A 14,730-nucleotide genomic window follows, 5' to 3' on the forward strand; every position below is an offset into this window, starting at 1 on the left:
TGCGGCAGGCGTTGAACCGATACGATGGGTGGAACGTCCGCACGCCGTGCCAGCAGGGCCGGCGCCGAGATCGAGAGCAGGTGCGCAGGGCCCTTCGGCCCGACCTATGACCGGCACCCCACCTCCCGGCCCGCCCCGGGTGCAGACCAGGATCACCGTGCCCGACTCGAAGATCATGGTCAACCTCCTCGGCGCGGGTGACGAGATCCTGCGACTCGTCGAACGCTCGGTCACCAGTGACGTGCACGTTCGTGGCAACGAGATCACCATCACCGGCGCCCCGGCGGACAACGCCCTCGCCGAGCGGGTCTTCAGTGAGCTGCTCGAACTCATCGAGAAAGGCGAGACCCTGACCACTGACGCCGTCCGGCGTACCGTCGGCATGCTCGAGCAGGGCAGCGCCGAGCGGCCCGCCGAGGTCCTGACGCTCAACATCCTCTCCCGGCGCGGGCGCACCATCCGCCCCAAGACCCTCGGGCAGAAGCGGTACGTCGACGCGATCGACTCGAACACCATCGTCTTCGGCATCGGCCCGGCCGGTACCGGCAAGACGTACCTGGCCATGGCGAAGGCCGTCCAGGCGTTGCAGGCCAAGCAGGTCAACCGGATCATCCTGACCCGGCCGGCCGTCGAGGCGGGCGAGCGACTGGGCTTCCTGCCCGGCACCCTGAACGAGAAGATCGACCCGTACCTGCGTCCGCTCTACGACGCGCTGCACGAGATGCTCGACCCGGAGACGATCCCGAAGCTGATGGCCCAGGGGACGATCGAGGTCGCCCCGCTGGCCTACATGCGGGGCCGTACTCTGTCTGACGCGTTCATCATCCTGGACGAGGCGCAGAACACGACGCCCGAGCAGATGAAGATGTTCCTCACCCGGCTCGGCTTCAACTCCAAGATCGTCGTCACCGGTGACGTCACCCAGGTGGACCTTCCCGGCGGGACGACAAGCGGCCTGCGGGTCGTCCGCGAGATCCTGGAGAACGTCGAGGACGTGCACTTCGCCCAGCTGTCCAGCTCCGACGTGGTCCGCCACCGGCTGGTCGGGGAGATCGTCGACGCGTACGCCCGCTGGGATGCCGAGCGGGAGAACCAGCAGGCGCCTGGCGTCCACGCCGTGCCCGGGCGACCCGCCCAGGGCGGCCGGGCCGGCCGTCGCCGCTAAAGCAGAGGAAAGCAGTTGTCCATCGAGATCGCCAACGAGTCCGGTGTCGACGTCGACACCGACGCCGTGCTCGCCGTCGCCCGGCACGCACTCGACGAGATGGGGGTCAACCCCCTCGCCGAGCTGTCCGTGCTGCTTGTCGACATCGACTACATGACCGAGCTGAACCACCGCTGGATGGGCGGCGACGGCCCGACCGACGTGCTCGCGTTCCCCATGGACGAGGGCAGCGTCGACCACGGCCCGGGCGAGAGCGCCCCGGCCGGTGGGGAGCCGGCCCTGCTCGGCGACATCGTGCTGTGCCCCGAGGTGGCGGCCAAGCAGGCGGCCGCCGCCGGGCACACCCCTGCGGACGAGCTGCACCTGCTCACCGTGCACGGGGTGCTGCACCTGCTCGGCTACGACCACGCGGAGCCGGAGGAGGAGCGGGAGATGTTCGCGCTCCAGGCCCGGCTGCTGTCGAGCTGGCGGTCGACCCGCACCCAGTGATGTCCACTCCTCCGTTACTCGCGGCCGGCCCCACCGCCGGCCTTCCCGATGTGCAGCTGATCGTCTTCGCGGCCGGTCTGGTCGTCCTGGCCGGCGTGATCGCCATGACCGAGGCGGCACTCGCCGCGGTCTCCCCGGCCCGGGCCGCCGAACTGGCCCGGGACGGCGTACGCGGCGCCCGTACCCTCCAGGCCGTGGCCGGTGACGTGGTCCGGCACCTCAACCTGCTCCTGCTGTTGCGGCTGCTCGCCGAGTTGACCGCCACCACGCTCGTGGCGCTCGTCGCGGTGGACAGCTTCGGCGCCGGCTGGCGTGCCGCGCTGGTCACCGCCGGCGCCATGACAGTGGTCAGCTTCGTGGTGGTCGGGGTCGCCCCGCGCACCATCGGCCGGCAGCACGCGTACGCGGTGGGTCGGGCGGTGGCGCCGCTGGTCCGCTGGCTGGGCCGGGCGCTCAACCCCCTCGCGTCGTTGCTGATCCTCATCGGCAACGCGGTCACCCCGGGCCGTGGCTTCCGGGAGGGCCCGTTCGCCACCCAGGTCGAGCTGCGGGAGCTGGTCGACCTGGCCGAGCAGCGCGGCGTGGTCGAGCACGGCGAACGCCAGATGATCCACTCGGTCTTCGCGCTCGGCGACACCATCGCCCGTGAGGTGATGGTGCCGCGCACGGAGATGGTGTGGATCGAGGAGGGCAAGACGCTCGCGCAGGCGCTGGCGCTCTTCCTGCGGTCCGGCTTCTCCCGCATCCCGGTGATCGGCGAGAGCGTCGACGACGTGCTGGGCGTGCTCTACCTCAAGGACCTGATCCGGCGCTCGCGCGGCGGTGACCCGCAGGCCGAGCAGTTGCCGGTGGCCGAGCTGATGCGCCCGGCGACATTCGTACCGGAGTCCAAGCCGGTGGACGACCTCCTGTCGGAGATGCAGGCCGCCCGCAACCACCTGGTCATCGTCGTCGACGAGTACGGCGGCACGGGCGGCCTCGTCACCATCGAGGACATCCTGGAGGAGATCGTCGGCGAGATCACCGACGAGTACGATGTCGAACGCCCGCCTGTCGAACGCCTGCCCGACTCGTCGGTGCGGGTCACCGCCCGCCTGCCGGTGGAGAACCTGGGCGAGCTGTTCGACACCGACCTGCCCACCGACGAGGTGGAGACGGTCGGCGGTCTGCTCGCCCAGTCGCTCGGGCGGGTGCCGATCCCCGGCGCCGAGGCCGAGGTCGCCGGTCTCCGACTGGTCGCCGAGGGCACCACCGGCCGGCGCAACCGGATCGACACCGTCCTGGTCAGCCGGGCCGAGCCGGGCGACGAGCAGGACACCGCGGGGCACACCGGCCCCGGAGACGACCAGGGTCACAACCGAGACGAGGAGAGGCAACCCGCCGATGCCTGACACACCCGCCGCGCCCGCGCAGCCCACAGCCACCGCGCCGGCCCCGCTGAGCGCCGAGGACGCCAAACTGGTGGTCCTGGCCCGGGGAGCCCGCGGACGGGTCGCCGCTGTGGAGGGGGCCGCCGTCCGGGACCAGGACGGCCGGACGTACGCGGCGGCCAGTGTCGCCCTGCCCTCGCTGACCCTCACCGCGTTGCAGTTGGCGGTGGCCTCGGCGGTGGCGGCGGGGGCGAGCCGGCTGGAGGCGGCGGTCGTGGTGACCGAGGCGTCGACGCTCGACGGCGCCGGGCACGCGGCGGTCCGTGACCTCGCCGCGGACGCGCCGATCCACGTGGCCGCGCCGGACGGCACGGTCCTCGGCACGGTGACCGAGTGAGCGCGGTGCGGGATCCGCAGGCGCCTGCGTACCGGGCCGGGTTCGGTTGCTTCGTCGGGCGTCCCAACGCCGGCAAGTCCACGCTCACCAACGCCATCGTCGGCACCAAGATCGCGATCACGTCGAACAAGCCGCAGACCACCAGGCACGTCATCCGTGCCGTGCTGCACCGTCCGGACTCGCAGCTGGTGCTGGTCGACACGCCTGGCCTGCACCGTCCCCGTACGCTGCTCGGCGAGCGCCTCAACGACCTGGTCCGCTCGACCTGGACCGAGGTCGACGTGATCGGCCTCTGCATCCCGGCAGACGAGCCGGTCGGGCGCGGTGACCGGTTCATCTCCGGCGAGCTGGCCGAGTTGAAGGCGACGGTGCTGGCCGTGGTCACCAAGACCGACCTGGTGGACAAGCGCCGGCTGGCCGAGCAGTTGCTCGCGGTCAGCGAGATGGGGGAGTTCGCCGAGATCGTGCCGGTGAGCGCTGTCTCCGGGCACCAGGTGGACACGCTCGTCGACGTGATGACCAGGTACCTGCCGCCGTCGCCGCAGCTCTACCCGGACGACATGCTCACCGACGACCCGGAGCAGGTGCTGGTCGCGGAGCTGATCCGGGAGGCCGCGCTGGAGGGTGTCCGCGACGAGCTGCCGCACTCGATCGCGGTGGTGGTCGAGGAGATGATGCCCGAGGGTCAGGTCATGAAGATCTACGCCGACCTGTACGTGGAACGGCCCAGCCAGAAGGCGATCGTGCTCGGCCACAAGGCGAGCCGGCTCAAGGAGGTCGGCACCACCGCCCGCCGCCAGATCGAGGAGCTGCTGGGCACCCGGGTCTACCTGGACCTGCACGTGCGGGTGGCGAAGGACTGGCAGCGCGACCCGAAGCAACTGCGCAAGCTGGGCTTCTGACCCATCTCGTGGGCCCGGCCGGGCGTCCCGGTCCGGCCTTCCATGATCCTTTTCGGTCGTACGGATGGCCGGATTCACGTCTGGTCGGGGTGCCCGCCGTTTGGTGTCGGTGCCGCGCAGGGTAGGGGAAGTACACCCCCGCTTCCCCGACCCAGATGCAGGCTGATGCGCAACAGGTATCTCGATCTGCTCCGCTTTCTGGCCATCGTCCGAGTAGTCGTCTACCACGTCACCGGGTGGGCGACCCTCACCCTCGTGTTCCCCGCCATGTCGGTGATGTTCGCGCTTGCCGGCTCGTTGATGGCCGCGTCGCTCACCCGGTCCGGGCCGGCGGCGGTCGGTCGCCGGTTGCGCCGGCTGCTGCCGTCACTGTGGGTGCTGGCGGCGGTCTTCGTCCCGGCCATGCTGTTCAGCGGGTTGACCGCCAGCCCTCGCCTGCTGCTGTGGCTGTTCCCGATCGCGGACCCTCCGGCCAACAACTGGGGCGCCCTGGCGCTGAGCATCATCTGGTACCTGCGCGACTACCTGTGGTTCGTGCTCGCCTCGCCTGTGGCGTTCTGGCTGTTCCGCAGGGCGCCGCTGCCCACGGTGCTCGCCCCGTACCTCCTGCTGGCGGCCATCGAGGTGGGGATCTATCAGGCGCCCCCGCCGGTGCTGCGGGAGTTCGGCCTGTACTTCGGCGCGTGGCTGCTCGGGTTCGCCCACCACGCCGGGATGCTGCGCCGGCTCGCCGGCCGGGTGCTGTACCCGCTGGCGCTGGCGCTCGCGGTGACCGGCGGCGCGTGGATCGTCGCGCATCCCGGCCCACGCGGGTACGACCTCAACGACAACCACCTCGGCAACGCCCTCTGGTCCGCGGCGTTCATCCTGATCGTGCTCGGCCGGGCGCCGGCCGGGATCCCGTGGCTGGAGCGCAGCCGGCTGGCCGACCGGGCGGTCACCGTGCTCAACCGCCGCGCGTTGACCGTCTATCTCTGGCACATGCCGTTCGTGGTGGCGCTCACCCCGCTCGTCGACGTGGTCGGCTGGTCCCACCAGAACCTGCTGGGGTTGGCCATCCGGGTGCTGCTGGTCTTCGCGCTGGTCGGGGTCGTCACTCTGGCCGTCGGCTGGGTCGAGGACGTCGCCGCCCGGCGGCCACCGGAGCTGATCCCGGGTGGCCCGCCGACGCCTGTCGAGTCGGCCCTCCGGCCCAGTGCCGACCCGGCTGCCCGGCCCGGTGTGGCGCGGCCCGCGCCGGCCGCCAAAGCGGCGGTCGTGCCGCCGGTCGGGCCGGCCGTGGTGCCGGCGCAGCGGGTGGCCGGGGAGGCGGCCACCGTCGACCTCAACGCTGGCTGATGGTGACGTTGCCGCTGTCGGCCGACCCGTCGAGCACCAGGGACGCGGCCGGATCGTCGGCGACTGTCACCCGGGCGTCGCCGGAGCCGGTGCTGGAACGCACCCGGTAGCTGCCCTGCGGCACCAGCAGCGTCACGTCGCCGCTGGACGCGTGCGCGCGTGCCGCCGCCGGCGTGTCCAGTTCGACCGTGACGTTGCCGGAGCCGGCCTCGGCGTCAGTCGCGCCACCGAGCCGCCGGGCCGTGATGTCACCGGACCCGGCGCGCAGGCGCACCGCCGCGCTTGCCTCGCTGACCTCGATGTTGCCGGAGCCGGTCTCCACCCCCACCGCTCCGGTGGCGCCGACGATCCGCACGTCCCCCGAACCCAGCCGGAGATCGACCGTGCCGATCTTGCTCAGGTCGACGTCACCGGAACCGGACTCGCCCTGCACGGTCACGCCCTCCGGCACCGTCACCTCGTAGGAGACGGTGCACCTGTTGCCGCAGTCACTGTCCAGGATCAGTTCGTCGCCCTTGATCTCGTACCGGGCCTTGGGCTCGCCCCCCTGGTAGCGCACCACCCTTTTGATCCGCGCCTCACCCGCCGGGCCGGTGCCCCGGACCACCATGTCGCCGGAGCCCCCCAGCATCCGGATCGTGGTGATCTTCACCGCCTCGGTGTCGTCGTAGTCGAGCCGACGGAACGAGAGGTTGTCGCACCCGGCGAGCAGGATGAGGGTGGCGGTCATCCCCAGCGCGACGGGGGCCGTGACGCGACGGCGGACGGCTGCGGTGGTGTCGAGCAGTGCCATGGCCAGCACGCTACGGCCGGGCACCAGCCGGGCGCATCGGGGTTCTTCCGCGCGTCCACCCCGAAGCGACCCTGATTTCACACCCCGAGGGAGAATGGCCCGATGGCCGGGTATCGCCGACAGCTCTACCGCGACGACGCGGTGGTGCTGCGTGTGCAGAAACTCGGCGAGTCCGACCGGATCATCACACTGCTCACCCGCCGGCACGGCCGGCTGCGCGCGGTGGCCCGCGGGATCCGCCGCACCACGAGCAAGTTCGGGGCGCGGCTGGAGCCGTTCGGCCACGTCGACCTCCAGCTCGCCGGCGACCCGAAGGGCAACCACGGCAGCTCGCTGCACACGGTCAGCCAGGTCGAGGGCATCGACCTGTACGGCAAGCGGTTCCTCGGCGACTACCCCCGCTACACGGCGGCCAGCGCGATAGCCGAGACCGCCGAGCGGCTCACCCCTGTCGAGCGGGAGCCGTCGCTGCGGTTGTTCCAGCTCACCGTCGGCGCGCTGAAGGCGCTGTCCCGGGGCGAGCACGACACCACACTCGTGCTCGACGCGTACCTGCTGCGCGGGATGGCCCTCGCCGGCTGGGCGCCGGCGCTGATCGCGTGCGCGGTCTGCGGCACCCCCGGGCGGCACCGGGCGTTCTCCGTACCGGCCGGCGGCGCCGTCTGCCCGGACTGCCGCCCGCCCGGCGCGGCCCACCCCGCCCCGGCCACCATCGACCTGATGTCCGCGCTGACCACCGGCGACTGGGTGGTCGCCGACGCCACCGACACCGGCGTACGCCGGGAGTGCAGTGGGCTGGTCGCGGCTCACCTGCAGTGGCACCTGGAGCGCGCGCTACGCTCGCTGCCGCTGGTCGACAGGGGTTCCCCGGTCGCCGGCACGGCCCCGCCGCCGGGCGGCGGTGGCGCGGCGATGCTCCGGCCGCGCGGTGACGTCGAGGCCGGAGCGGACGGTGCGAGCAGGGAGAGAGCCGAGTGATCCGACGACCCACCAGGGCCAGCCGGCGTGAGCCGACACCACCGACGCCCCACCCGTCCGGCGCCCGGCCGCCGGCGCTGCCCAGCGAGGCGGTGCCGCAGCACGTGGCAGTGGTGATGGACGGCAACGGGCGGTGGGCCAAGGACCGCGGGTTGCCCCGCACCAAGGGTCACGAGGCGGGGGAGCACAGCCTCTTCGACACCATCGAAGGCGCCATCGAGATGGGCATCCCCTACCTGTCGGCGTACGCGTTCTCCACCGAGAACTGGCGGCGCTCACCGGACGAGGTCCGGTTCCTGATGGGCTTCAACCGGGACGTCATCCGCCGCCGCCGCGACCAGCTGGTCGATCTCGGCGTCCGGGTGGTCTGGTCGGGCCGGCCCGGCCGTCTGTGGAAGAGCGTCATCTCCGAGTTGCAGACCGCCGAGGAGATGTCCCAGGGCAACTCGACGCTCACGCTCCAGTTCTGCGTCAACTACGGCGGTCAGGCGGAGATCGGCGACGCCGCCGCCGCGATCGCCCGCGATGTCGCCGCCGGTCGGCTCGACCCGGCGAAGGTCACCGAGAAGACAGTGGCGAAGTACCTCTACCACCCGGAGATCCCGGAGGTGGACCTGTTCCTGCGCCCGTCGGGCGAGGAGCGGATCTCCAACTTCCTGCTCTGGCAGACCGCGTACGCCGAGCTGGTCTTCCTCGACACGCTCTGGCCCGACTTCGACCGCCGCCACCTCTGGTACGCGTGCGAGCTGTACGCCCAGCGCGACAGGCGGTTCGGTGGCGCGCTGCCGAACCCGGTCGCGCCGACGGTCTGAGGCTTACCAACCGGTCACGCTGGGTACCAGAGAGGTCAGAAACCACTGACGGAGGTGAACCCACATGATCCAGAAGCGCATTGCCCAGTGGGCGGTGATGGCGGTCGCGGTGCCGCTGGCTGCCGCTGGCGCCCGCAGGCTCAGCCACACCCTGGAGGCCCGGCGTGGTCCCTCCGGGGCGACCCGGCTGCTCACCAGGGGCGCGGACCTGATCCGTCCGCAGAAGGCCAAGCGCCGCCGATTCTGGTGATCCCTGATTTCCCGACGCCGCCCGCCTCCGTGCGGGCGGCGTCCTTCGCTGTCCGGGTCCGCGCCGGCGTCTCCGTTGTTCCCCGGTGACGGGTAAGGGGCGGCGGGTAGGGTCCGGAGGTGGTGGGACTCGGTGGTGGGGGTGGGTGTGCGAGATCTCCGGTACAAGATGATCATGGCGTTGAACGCCGCCGATCTGGGTGACCCCATCTGCGAGCAGGTGGCCGACATCTGCGCCGAGATCGCCGAGCAGCACTGCGCCGAGTTCGGCCACACGCCTGCGCTGCGGACCGGTGAGATCGCCGAGCTGGCCACCGGCGAGCCGGCGCTGACCTGGGCGCCGTCCACCCCCGACGCCGGGCAGCGTGCCTGGTGACCGCCCCCGCTCCGGCTGTCGACGTACGCCGTGCCGAGGATCGGTTCGCGACCCGGATCTCGTGGCTGGACTCCAAGCACTCCTTCTCGTTCTCCAGGCACTACGACCCGGCGAACACCCACCACGGGCTCCTGCTGGTCAACAACGACGACGTGGTCCGGCCGGGCGCCGGCTTCGAGACCCACCCGCACCAGGACATGGAGATCGTGACCTGGGTGCTGCGGGGCTCGCTCGTGCACCAGGACTCCACAGGCCACTCGGGGGTGATCTACCCGGGGCTGGCGCAGCGGATGAGCGCCGGCACCGGCATCCTGCACTCGGAGAAGAACGACGCCTGGCGGCTCAACAACCAGGAGCCGCACAGCGACCCGGTGCACTTCGTGCAGATGTGGGTGCTCCCCGACGAGGAGGGCGTCGACCCCGGGTACGAGCAGTTGGAGATCGAGGACGAGCTGCTCCGCGGCGGCCTGGTGCCGATCGCCTCCGGCATGGAACGTTACGACGGCGCGTCCGCGATCCGCATCCGCAACCGGTACGCGACCCTGCACGCCGCCCGGCTCGCCCCCGGCGACGAGGTCACCATTCCCGACGCGCCTTTCGTGCACCTCTACGTGCCCGACGGCACGGTGAACCTGGAGGGCGTCGGTCCGCTCGGCACCGGCGACGCGGCCCGACTCACCATGACCGGCGGCCGGCGGGTCACCGCCGACGAGCCGGCCGAGATCCTCGTCTGGGAGATGCACGCCACGGTCGCCTGACGCCCGTCGTCTCCGGTGATCACGCTCGAACGTGGATGTGGGTGGCCTCCCGTCGTCGGGAAGGCCACCCACAAGCGTGATCGAGCACGACCCTGCCGTGCGCCCCTTGGTCAGGCGGGGGATTCGGTGCGGTCGCCGGCCCAGGTGGTGTGGAACGAGCCCTCGCGGTCGACCCGCTGGTAGGTGTGCGCGCCGAAGTTGTCCCGCAGACCCTGGATCAGCGCGGCGGGCAGCCGCTCCGCGCGCAGCGCGTCGAAGTACGCGAGCGACGACGAGAACGCGGGCGTCGGCACCCCGGCCCGGGCCGCGTCGGCCACGACCCGCCGCCAGCTCGGCACGCCCGCGCCGACCGCCTCGGCGAAGTACGGTGCCACAAGCAGCGTCGGCAGGTCCGGCTGCTCGTCGTACGCCTCGCGGATGCGGTTCAGGAAGCGGGCGCGGATGATGCAGCCGCCCCGCCAGATCGTCGCCGTGCCGCCGAGGTCGATGTCCCAGTCGTACTCCTGGCTGCCGGCGCGGATGTGGTCGAAGCCCTGCGCGTACGCGACGATCTTGGAGGCGAGCAGCGCCCGGCGGACATCCTCGACGAACGCGTCCCGGTCGGCGACCTGCCACTTCTCACCGGCGTCCGGGAACGCCCGGCGTGCCGCCTCGCGCTGGTCGACGTGCCCGGACAGCGAGCGGGCGAAGGTCGCCTCGGCGATCCCGGTGATGGGGATGCCCAGGTCCAGAGCGCTCTGCACGGTCCACCTGCCGGTGCCCTTCTGCTCGGCCCGGTCCTGCACGATGTCCACGAACGCCCGGCCGGTCGCCGCGTCGGTGTGCGCGAGCACGTCGGCGGTGATCTCGATGAGGAACGACTCCAGCTCGCCGTTGTTCCAGTCCCGGAAGATCTCCGCGATCTCGGCCGGTGTCGCGTCCAGGCCGGCCCGCAGCAGGTCGTACGCCTCGGCGATGAGCTGCATGTCGGCGTACTCGATGCCGTTGTGCACCATCTTGACGAAGTGCCCGGCGCCGTCCGGCCCGACGTGGGTGCAGCACGGCACGCCGTCCACCTGCGCGGCGATCTTCTCGAACATCGGCCCGAGCTTGGCGTACGACTCGTCGGAGCCGCCGGGCATGATGCTCGGCCCGCGCAGCGCGCCCTCCTCGCCGCCGGAGACGCCGGTGCCGCTGAAGTGCAGGCCCTGCGCGCGCAGCGACTCCTCACGGCGACGCGTGTCGGCGAAGTGGGCGTTGCCGCAGTCGACGATGATGTCGCCCTCATCCAGCAGCGGCACCAGCTCGTCGATCACCGCGTCGGTGGGCGCGCCGGCCTTGACCATGACGATCACCGCGCGTGGCCGTTCCAGCGACGCCACGAAGTCCGCCATCGTCTCGCCGGGCACGAACGTGCCCTCGTCGCCGTGCTCGGCGATGAGGCTGCGGGTGCGCTCCGGTGACCTGTTGTGCACCGCCACCGTGAAGCCGTTGCGGGCCAGGTTGCGGGCCAGATTGCGGCCCATCACCGCCAACCCGGTCACACCGATCTGCGCCGTCGCCTGCTCAGCCATCCGTGCCGCCACCTTTCACCGCCGCTATTGACCTGAACCTATCGCGGTACGCGCCAGTACGTACCGGTGATCCACATTGCGATACGCCGGGTGGCCGCCGTGCTGCCGACAGTGGCGCCGGTCAGCCCTCGGCGAGGCGGGCTTCGATCCGTGCGACCTTCCCGGTGAGCGCATCGGTGACCCCGGGCCGGACGTCGGCCTTGAGCACCACACTCACCCGGGGCGCCTGCGCGGCGACCACGTCGACCGCCCGCTTCACCACCGCCATCACCTCGTCCCACTCGCCCTCGACAGTGGTGAACATGGCGTCGGTCCGGTTGGGCAGGCCGGACTCCCGGACCACTCGCACCGCCTCGGCGACCAGGTCGCCCACGGAGTCGTCGCCGCCCAGCGGGGTGATCGAGAACGCGATAAGCATGCGCCGATCGTGCCAGTAAATCGGGTGCGCGTCCCGCCGGGCGGTGGTTACCGTACGGGCATGCGCAACTGACGCCCCACTCTCCGAGCCGGTCCGCCGCCCCGCGTCGCGGTCCGTGCGCTCCCGGGCGTCCCGCGTTCTCCACCCGCCGTGCGGCGGTGCTGGCGCTGTCGATCCCGGTGAGCAGTCCCTTCCCGATTCGACTGTCGCGCCGCGACGGTCACAGGTCGAGCCGACCGGCCCCGGAGCGCGGGACCGGCAGTGACGGTCGGCACCGAAGGAGGCCCGGATGCCCGCGAAGCGCACACCGAAGAGGTCCCGTACCGCCACACCGGCGCCCGCCGGCACGGACCCGGCGGCCGGCCATGACGCGCTCCTACCAACCCGCCCCGACGTGGATCTCGCGGTCGAGCCGGCGCTCCTGGTCGAGCCGGCACTTCCGGCAGCGTTGGGTGAACCGGTGCTGGTCGAGCCGCCGCTGCCGGCGGTGCTGAACCGGTCGGCTCTGCCGGCGGCGGTGCCGGGTGAGCTGGCGCCGCCGGTCGACGTGCCGGCAGTGGTCGACGCGCCGGTGGTGGCAGACCTGCCGAAGGCGGCCGGGCGACCGAAGGCACCGACGGCCGGCCCGCCGCAGGGTGGCGGGACGCGATCGAGCGGCGGGCGTGGCCGACAGGCTGGTCAGAGCCGCCGGTACGCCTTCCGGCGCAGCTGACCGACCGCGCACCCACCCGGCCGCGCTGTTCCGGCGGTACGGGCGGTGGGGCTGCACCATGCTCATGGTGCAGCTCCACCGCCCAGCGAAGCAGCACCATCCTCGACGCGGTGCGGACCATCCCGGCGTGGCGGGGAGGTGAGGCGCGGGAAGACGCGATCGGCGCGCCGCAGGAAAGCGGCGACTCAGCCGATCAGGGGCCGGAAGGCGCCGGTGAGGATGCTCGTGGTGAGGGCCGCGCCGGCCAGGGCGACCGACCCGGCGATCAGGAGGGCGTCGGCGCGGGTGAACGGCTGGCGGCGGGCGACCGTTCGTGGTGTGCCGGCGTCGAAGCCCCGCGCGTCCATCGCCACCGCGAGCCGCGTGCCGCGACGGATCGCCCCGACCAGCAGCGCGAACGCGGTGGAGGTGAACAGCCGCAGCTTCGCCACGGGGTTGCGTCCGGCGTCGACACCCCGCGCCCGACGGGCCATGCTGATCATCTGCCATTCCTGACCGAGCAGCGGCACCAGCCGGAACGCGGCAAGGGCGCCGATGGCGAACCGTGCCGGCGCCTTCGCGTTCTGGATCAGCGCGTCGGCCAGGTCGGTGGGGTCCGTGGTGGCGAAGACGATCACGCCGGGCAGGGCCACCGCGAACACCCGCAGCACCAGCCCGAGCGCGGTGAGCAGGACGCCGGTGCTCACCAGCACCGGCCCCGCGTCCAGCAGGACCCGGCCGGACCTGTCGGCGGCGAACAGCACCAGGGTGACCAGGATGCCTGCGGCGCTGAGCAGCAGCGGCAGGGCCCGCCGGGCCAGCACCCGGTAGCGGATGCCGAACAGCGGCAGCAGGGCGAGTTCGCACGCGATGGCGATGGCGGGGGCCACCGGGTCCAGGGTGGCCAGCAGGATGAACGAGAAGATCAGCGCGGCGGCCACCTTCGCCACCGGGTTGCGGCGGGCCAGGGGAGCGTCGGGTGCGGCCACCGGCTCGATGCTGATCATTTGTGGTCGTCCGGGGTGGGGTGAAGTGTGACCGTGCGGTCGGCGAGCGCCGTGACGAAATCCGCGTCGTGGGTGACGGTGACCACGCCGTGCCCGGCGTCGCGCAGGTCGGCGAAGAGATCCACCAGTTCCTGCCAGGTCCGCCGGTCCTGACCGAAGGTGGGTTCGTCGCAGATCAGCAGGCGGGGCGCGGTGGCCAGGGCCGTCGCGACGCTGAGCCGCCGCGCCTCCCCGCCGGAGAGGGTGTACGGGTTGGCTGCCGCGAGCCGCGCCAGCCGCAGCCGGTCCAGCAGTTCGGTGACGATGTCGTTGACGGCTGTCTCGGTTTGGCCGGTGCGGCGCGGGCCGAGGGCCAGCTCGTCGAAGACGCTGCCGGTCACGAACTGGTGCTCCGGGTCCTGGAAGACCGACCCGATCCGCCGGGCCAGCGCGGGCGCGCGCCAGCGGTGCGGGGGAGTGCGGTGATCCGATCCGGCCAGCTCGCCGGACGCGGTGACCCGGCCGGTGCCCGGCTTCAGCAGCCCGCCGAGCAGCAGGGCCAACGTCGACTTGCCGGCGCCGTTCGGCCCCCGCACGGCGAGCGCCTCGCCGGCGCGTACCGCCAGGTCGGTGGGGCCCAGCCGGGGTGGCAGGCCGAGCCGTTCGGCGGTGAGCAGCACCTCGCCGGGGCCGGTGATGGCCGGCCGGGGTGCGACGGGGTGACCGGGCACCCAGACGCCCTCGGCGGCGAGGGCGGCGCCGTGCGCGGCGAAGACCGCCTCCGGGGGCCCGTCGGCGCGGACCCCGCCGCCGGGTTCCAGGACCACCACCCGGTCGACAAGCGGCAACGCCTCGGCGACCCGGTGCTCGACGAGGATCAGCGTGGTGTCGGCGTCCAGCGCGCCGGCCACCGCCTGCCTGACCAGTGTGGCGCCGGCCGGGTCGAGGTTGGCTGTCGGCTCGTCGAGCAGCAGCAGGCCGGGCCGCAGGGCCAGCGCTCCGGCCAGGGCCAGGCGTTGCTGCTCACCGCCGGAGAGCGCTGCCGTGTTGCGGTCCCTGCGGTACGGGAACCCGACCCGGCGCAGCGCCTCGTCGACGCGGGGCCAGATCTCGTCGGTGGGTACGCCCCGGTTCTCCAGCCCGAACGCCACGTCGTCGCCGCTGCGGGCCATCACCAGTTGCGTCTCCGGGTCCTGGAAGACGATGCCTACGCGTTCCCGAGCCTTGCGGGGGTCGAGTCCGTCGATCTCGACGGTGCCCTCCTGCTCGCCGGAGTCGTCGGGCAGCAGCCCGGCCAGCGCGCTGAGCAGCGTGCTCTTGCCGGCTCCGGAGGGACCGAGCAGCAGGACCCGTTCGCCGTCCTCGACCCGCAGGTCGACGCCGCGCAGGGCCCAGGCACGCCGCCCCGCGTGCCGCCACCCGAACCCGCGCAGCAGTACCCCGCCCACCAACCCC

The 14,730-nt window shown here is 72.3% G+C and carries 17 protein-coding genes; 12 read left to right on the plus strand and 5 right to left on the minus strand.

Features of this window, described 5'->3' with window-relative positions:
- Positions 1-106 precede the first annotated feature (106 nt).
- The 6 genes from ACZ6N8_RS07965 (at position 107) to ACZ6N8_RS07990 (ending at position 5,661) form a co-directional block, all read left to right on the plus strand.
- Positions 107-1,165 carry a PhoH family protein gene (locus tag ACZ6N8_RS07965; protein WP_357993070.1) on the plus strand — a complete coding sequence of 353 codons (1,059 nt, stop codon included), beginning with the start codon at positions 107-109 and terminating at the stop codon, positions 1,163-1,165.
- Between the two features lie 15 nt (positions 1,166-1,180).
- Positions 1,181-1,654 carry an rRNA maturation RNase YbeY gene (gene ybeY, locus ACZ6N8_RS07970; RefSeq protein ID WP_354828521.1) on the plus strand — a complete coding sequence of 158 codons (474 nt, stop codon included), beginning with the start codon at positions 1,181-1,183 and terminating at the stop codon, positions 1,652-1,654.
- Positions 1,630-3,045, plus strand: coding sequence for a hemolysin family protein (locus ACZ6N8_RS07975; RefSeq protein WP_244295567.1), 1,416 nt, complete (start codon positions 1,630-1,632; stop codon positions 3,043-3,045). The genes ybeY and ACZ6N8_RS07975 overlap by 25 nt, the downstream gene beginning before the upstream one ends.
- Positions 3,038-3,421 carry a cytidine deaminase gene (locus ACZ6N8_RS07980; protein ID WP_364362284.1) on the plus strand — a complete coding sequence of 128 codons (384 nt, stop codon included), beginning with the start codon at positions 3,038-3,040 and terminating at the stop codon, positions 3,419-3,421. The genes ACZ6N8_RS07975 and ACZ6N8_RS07980 overlap by 8 nt, the downstream gene beginning before the upstream one ends.
- Before the next feature lie 5 nt (positions 3,422-3,426).
- The gene (gene era / locus ACZ6N8_RS07985) at positions 3,427-4,323 is read left to right on the plus strand and encodes a GTPase Era (RefSeq protein ID WP_466009136.1); all 897 of its coding nucleotides are present in this window, start codon (positions 3,427-3,429) and stop codon (positions 4,321-4,323) included.
- A 165-nt stretch (positions 4,324-4,488) separates the two neighbouring features.
- Positions 4,489-5,661, plus strand: coding sequence for an acyltransferase family protein (locus ACZ6N8_RS07990; RefSeq protein WP_466008468.1), 1,173 nt, complete (start codon positions 4,489-4,491; stop codon positions 5,659-5,661).
- Here the strand turns inward: ACZ6N8_RS07990 and ACZ6N8_RS07995 are convergent.
- On the minus strand, positions 5,648-6,454 hold the full coding sequence (locus tag ACZ6N8_RS07995; protein WP_466008470.1) for a DUF4097 family beta strand repeat-containing protein: 807 nt from the start codon (positions 6,452-6,454) through the stop codon (positions 5,648-5,650). The genes ACZ6N8_RS07990 and ACZ6N8_RS07995 overlap by 14 nt on opposite strands.
- Positions 6,455-6,556: 102 nt before the next feature.
- On the opposite strand from ACZ6N8_RS07995, the gene recO reads away from it, so the two are divergent.
- The 5 genes from recO to ACZ6N8_RS08020 all read left to right on the plus strand — a co-directional run bounded on the left by recO (position 6,557) and on the right by ACZ6N8_RS08020 (position 9,627).
- On the plus strand, positions 6,557-7,432 hold the full coding sequence (gene recO, locus ACZ6N8_RS08000) for a DNA repair protein RecO (protein WP_466008472.1): 876 nt from the start codon (positions 6,557-6,559) through the stop codon (positions 7,430-7,432).
- The gene (locus tag ACZ6N8_RS08005) at positions 7,432-8,244 is read left to right on the plus strand and encodes an isoprenyl transferase (RefSeq protein ID WP_466009138.1); all 813 of its coding nucleotides are present in this window, start codon (positions 7,432-7,434) and stop codon (positions 8,242-8,244) included. The genes recO and ACZ6N8_RS08005 overlap by 1 nt, the downstream gene beginning before the upstream one ends.
- Before the next feature lie 64 nt (positions 8,245-8,308).
- Positions 8,309-8,494, plus strand: a complete 186-nt coding sequence (locus tag ACZ6N8_RS08010; protein ID WP_007463934.1) for a hypothetical protein — start codon at positions 8,309-8,311, stop codon at positions 8,492-8,494.
- A 147-nt stretch (positions 8,495-8,641) separates the two neighbouring features.
- Positions 8,642-8,869: a thioredoxin reductase gene (locus ACZ6N8_RS08015; RefSeq protein WP_466008474.1), complete on the plus strand. Its 228-nt coding sequence runs from the start codon at positions 8,642-8,644 to the stop codon at positions 8,867-8,869.
- Entirely contained in the window at positions 8,866-9,627 is a 762-nt protein-coding gene (locus ACZ6N8_RS08020; RefSeq protein ID WP_357994322.1) for a pirin family protein, read from the plus strand. The genes ACZ6N8_RS08015 and ACZ6N8_RS08020 overlap by 4 nt, the downstream gene beginning before the upstream one ends.
- A gap of 110 nt (positions 9,628-9,737) precedes the next feature.
- Here ACZ6N8_RS08020 and gndA read toward each other — a convergent pair whose 3' ends face one another.
- Together gndA and ACZ6N8_RS08030 are read right to left on the minus strand one after the other, a co-directional pair.
- The gene (gene gndA, locus ACZ6N8_RS08025) at positions 9,738-11,180 is read right to left on the minus strand and encodes an NADP-dependent phosphogluconate dehydrogenase (protein ID WP_466008475.1); all 1,443 of its coding nucleotides are present in this window, start codon (positions 11,178-11,180) and stop codon (positions 9,738-9,740) included.
- A gap of 121 nt (positions 11,181-11,301) precedes the next feature.
- Positions 11,302-11,598: an MTH1187 family thiamine-binding protein gene (locus tag ACZ6N8_RS08030; RefSeq protein WP_364362291.1), complete on the minus strand. Its 297-nt coding sequence runs from the start codon at positions 11,596-11,598 to the stop codon at positions 11,302-11,304.
- Positions 11,599-11,887: 289 nt separating this feature from the next.
- Between ACZ6N8_RS08030 and ACZ6N8_RS08035 the strand changes: the two genes are divergently transcribed.
- On the plus strand, positions 11,888-12,310 hold the full coding sequence (locus ACZ6N8_RS08035; RefSeq protein WP_466008477.1) for a hypothetical protein: 423 nt from the start codon (positions 11,888-11,890) through the stop codon (positions 12,308-12,310).
- 185 nt (positions 12,311-12,495) lie between these two features.
- On the opposite strand, the gene ACZ6N8_RS08040 is transcribed toward ACZ6N8_RS08035, so the two are convergent.
- Together ACZ6N8_RS08040 and ACZ6N8_RS08045 are read right to left on the minus strand one after the other, a co-directional pair.
- The gene (locus ACZ6N8_RS08040) at positions 12,496-13,296 is read right to left on the minus strand and encodes an energy-coupling factor transporter transmembrane component T family protein (RefSeq protein WP_139581956.1); all 801 of its coding nucleotides are present in this window, start codon (positions 13,294-13,296) and stop codon (positions 12,496-12,498) included.
- Positions 13,293-14,723, minus strand: a complete 1,431-nt coding sequence (locus ACZ6N8_RS08045) for an ABC transporter ATP-binding protein (RefSeq protein ID WP_466008479.1) — start codon at positions 14,721-14,723, stop codon at positions 13,293-13,295. Before ACZ6N8_RS08045 ends, ACZ6N8_RS08040 begins: the two co-directional genes overlap by 4 nt.
- Positions 14,724-14,730 lie beyond the last annotated feature (7 nt).

It is taken from the genome of Micromonospora sp. NPDC047521, from assembly GCF_055587305.1.

Bases quoted from the DNA above. Each gene is read 5' to 3' on its own strand.
- ACZ6N8_RS07965 (WP_357993070.1), top strand. From the start codon at position 107: ATGACCGGCACCCCACCTCCCGGCCCGCCCCGGGTGCAGACCAGGATC.
- ACZ6N8_RS07980 (WP_364362284.1), top strand. From the start codon at position 3,038: ATGCCTGACACACCCGCCGCGCCCGCGCAGCCCACAGCCACCGCGCCG.
- ACZ6N8_RS07990 (WP_466008468.1), top strand. From the start codon at position 4,489: ATGCGCAACAGGTATCTCGATCTGCTCCGCTTTCTGGCCATCGTCCGA.
- ACZ6N8_RS07995 (WP_466008470.1), bottom strand. From the start codon at position 6,454: ATGGCACTGCTCGACACCACCGCAGCCGTCCGCCGTCGCGTCACGGCC.
- recO (WP_466008472.1), top strand. From the start codon at position 6,557: ATGGCCGGGTATCGCCGACAGCTCTACCGCGACGACGCGGTGGTGCTG.
- ACZ6N8_RS08010 (WP_007463934.1), top strand. From the start codon at position 8,309: ATGATCCAGAAGCGCATTGCCCAGTGGGCGGTGATGGCGGTCGCGGTG.
- gndA (WP_466008475.1), bottom strand. From the start codon at position 11,180: ATGGCTGAGCAGGCGACGGCGCAGATCGGTGTGACCGGGTTGGCGGTG.
- ACZ6N8_RS08030 (WP_364362291.1), bottom strand. From the start codon at position 11,598: ATGCTTATCGCGTTCTCGATCACCCCGCTGGGCGGCGACGACTCCGTG.
- ACZ6N8_RS08035 (WP_466008477.1), top strand. From the start codon at position 11,888: ATGCCCGCGAAGCGCACACCGAAGAGGTCCCGTACCGCCACACCGGCG.
- ACZ6N8_RS08040 (WP_139581956.1), bottom strand. From the start codon at position 13,296: ATGATCAGCATCGAGCCGGTGGCCGCACCCGACGCTCCCCTGGCCCGC.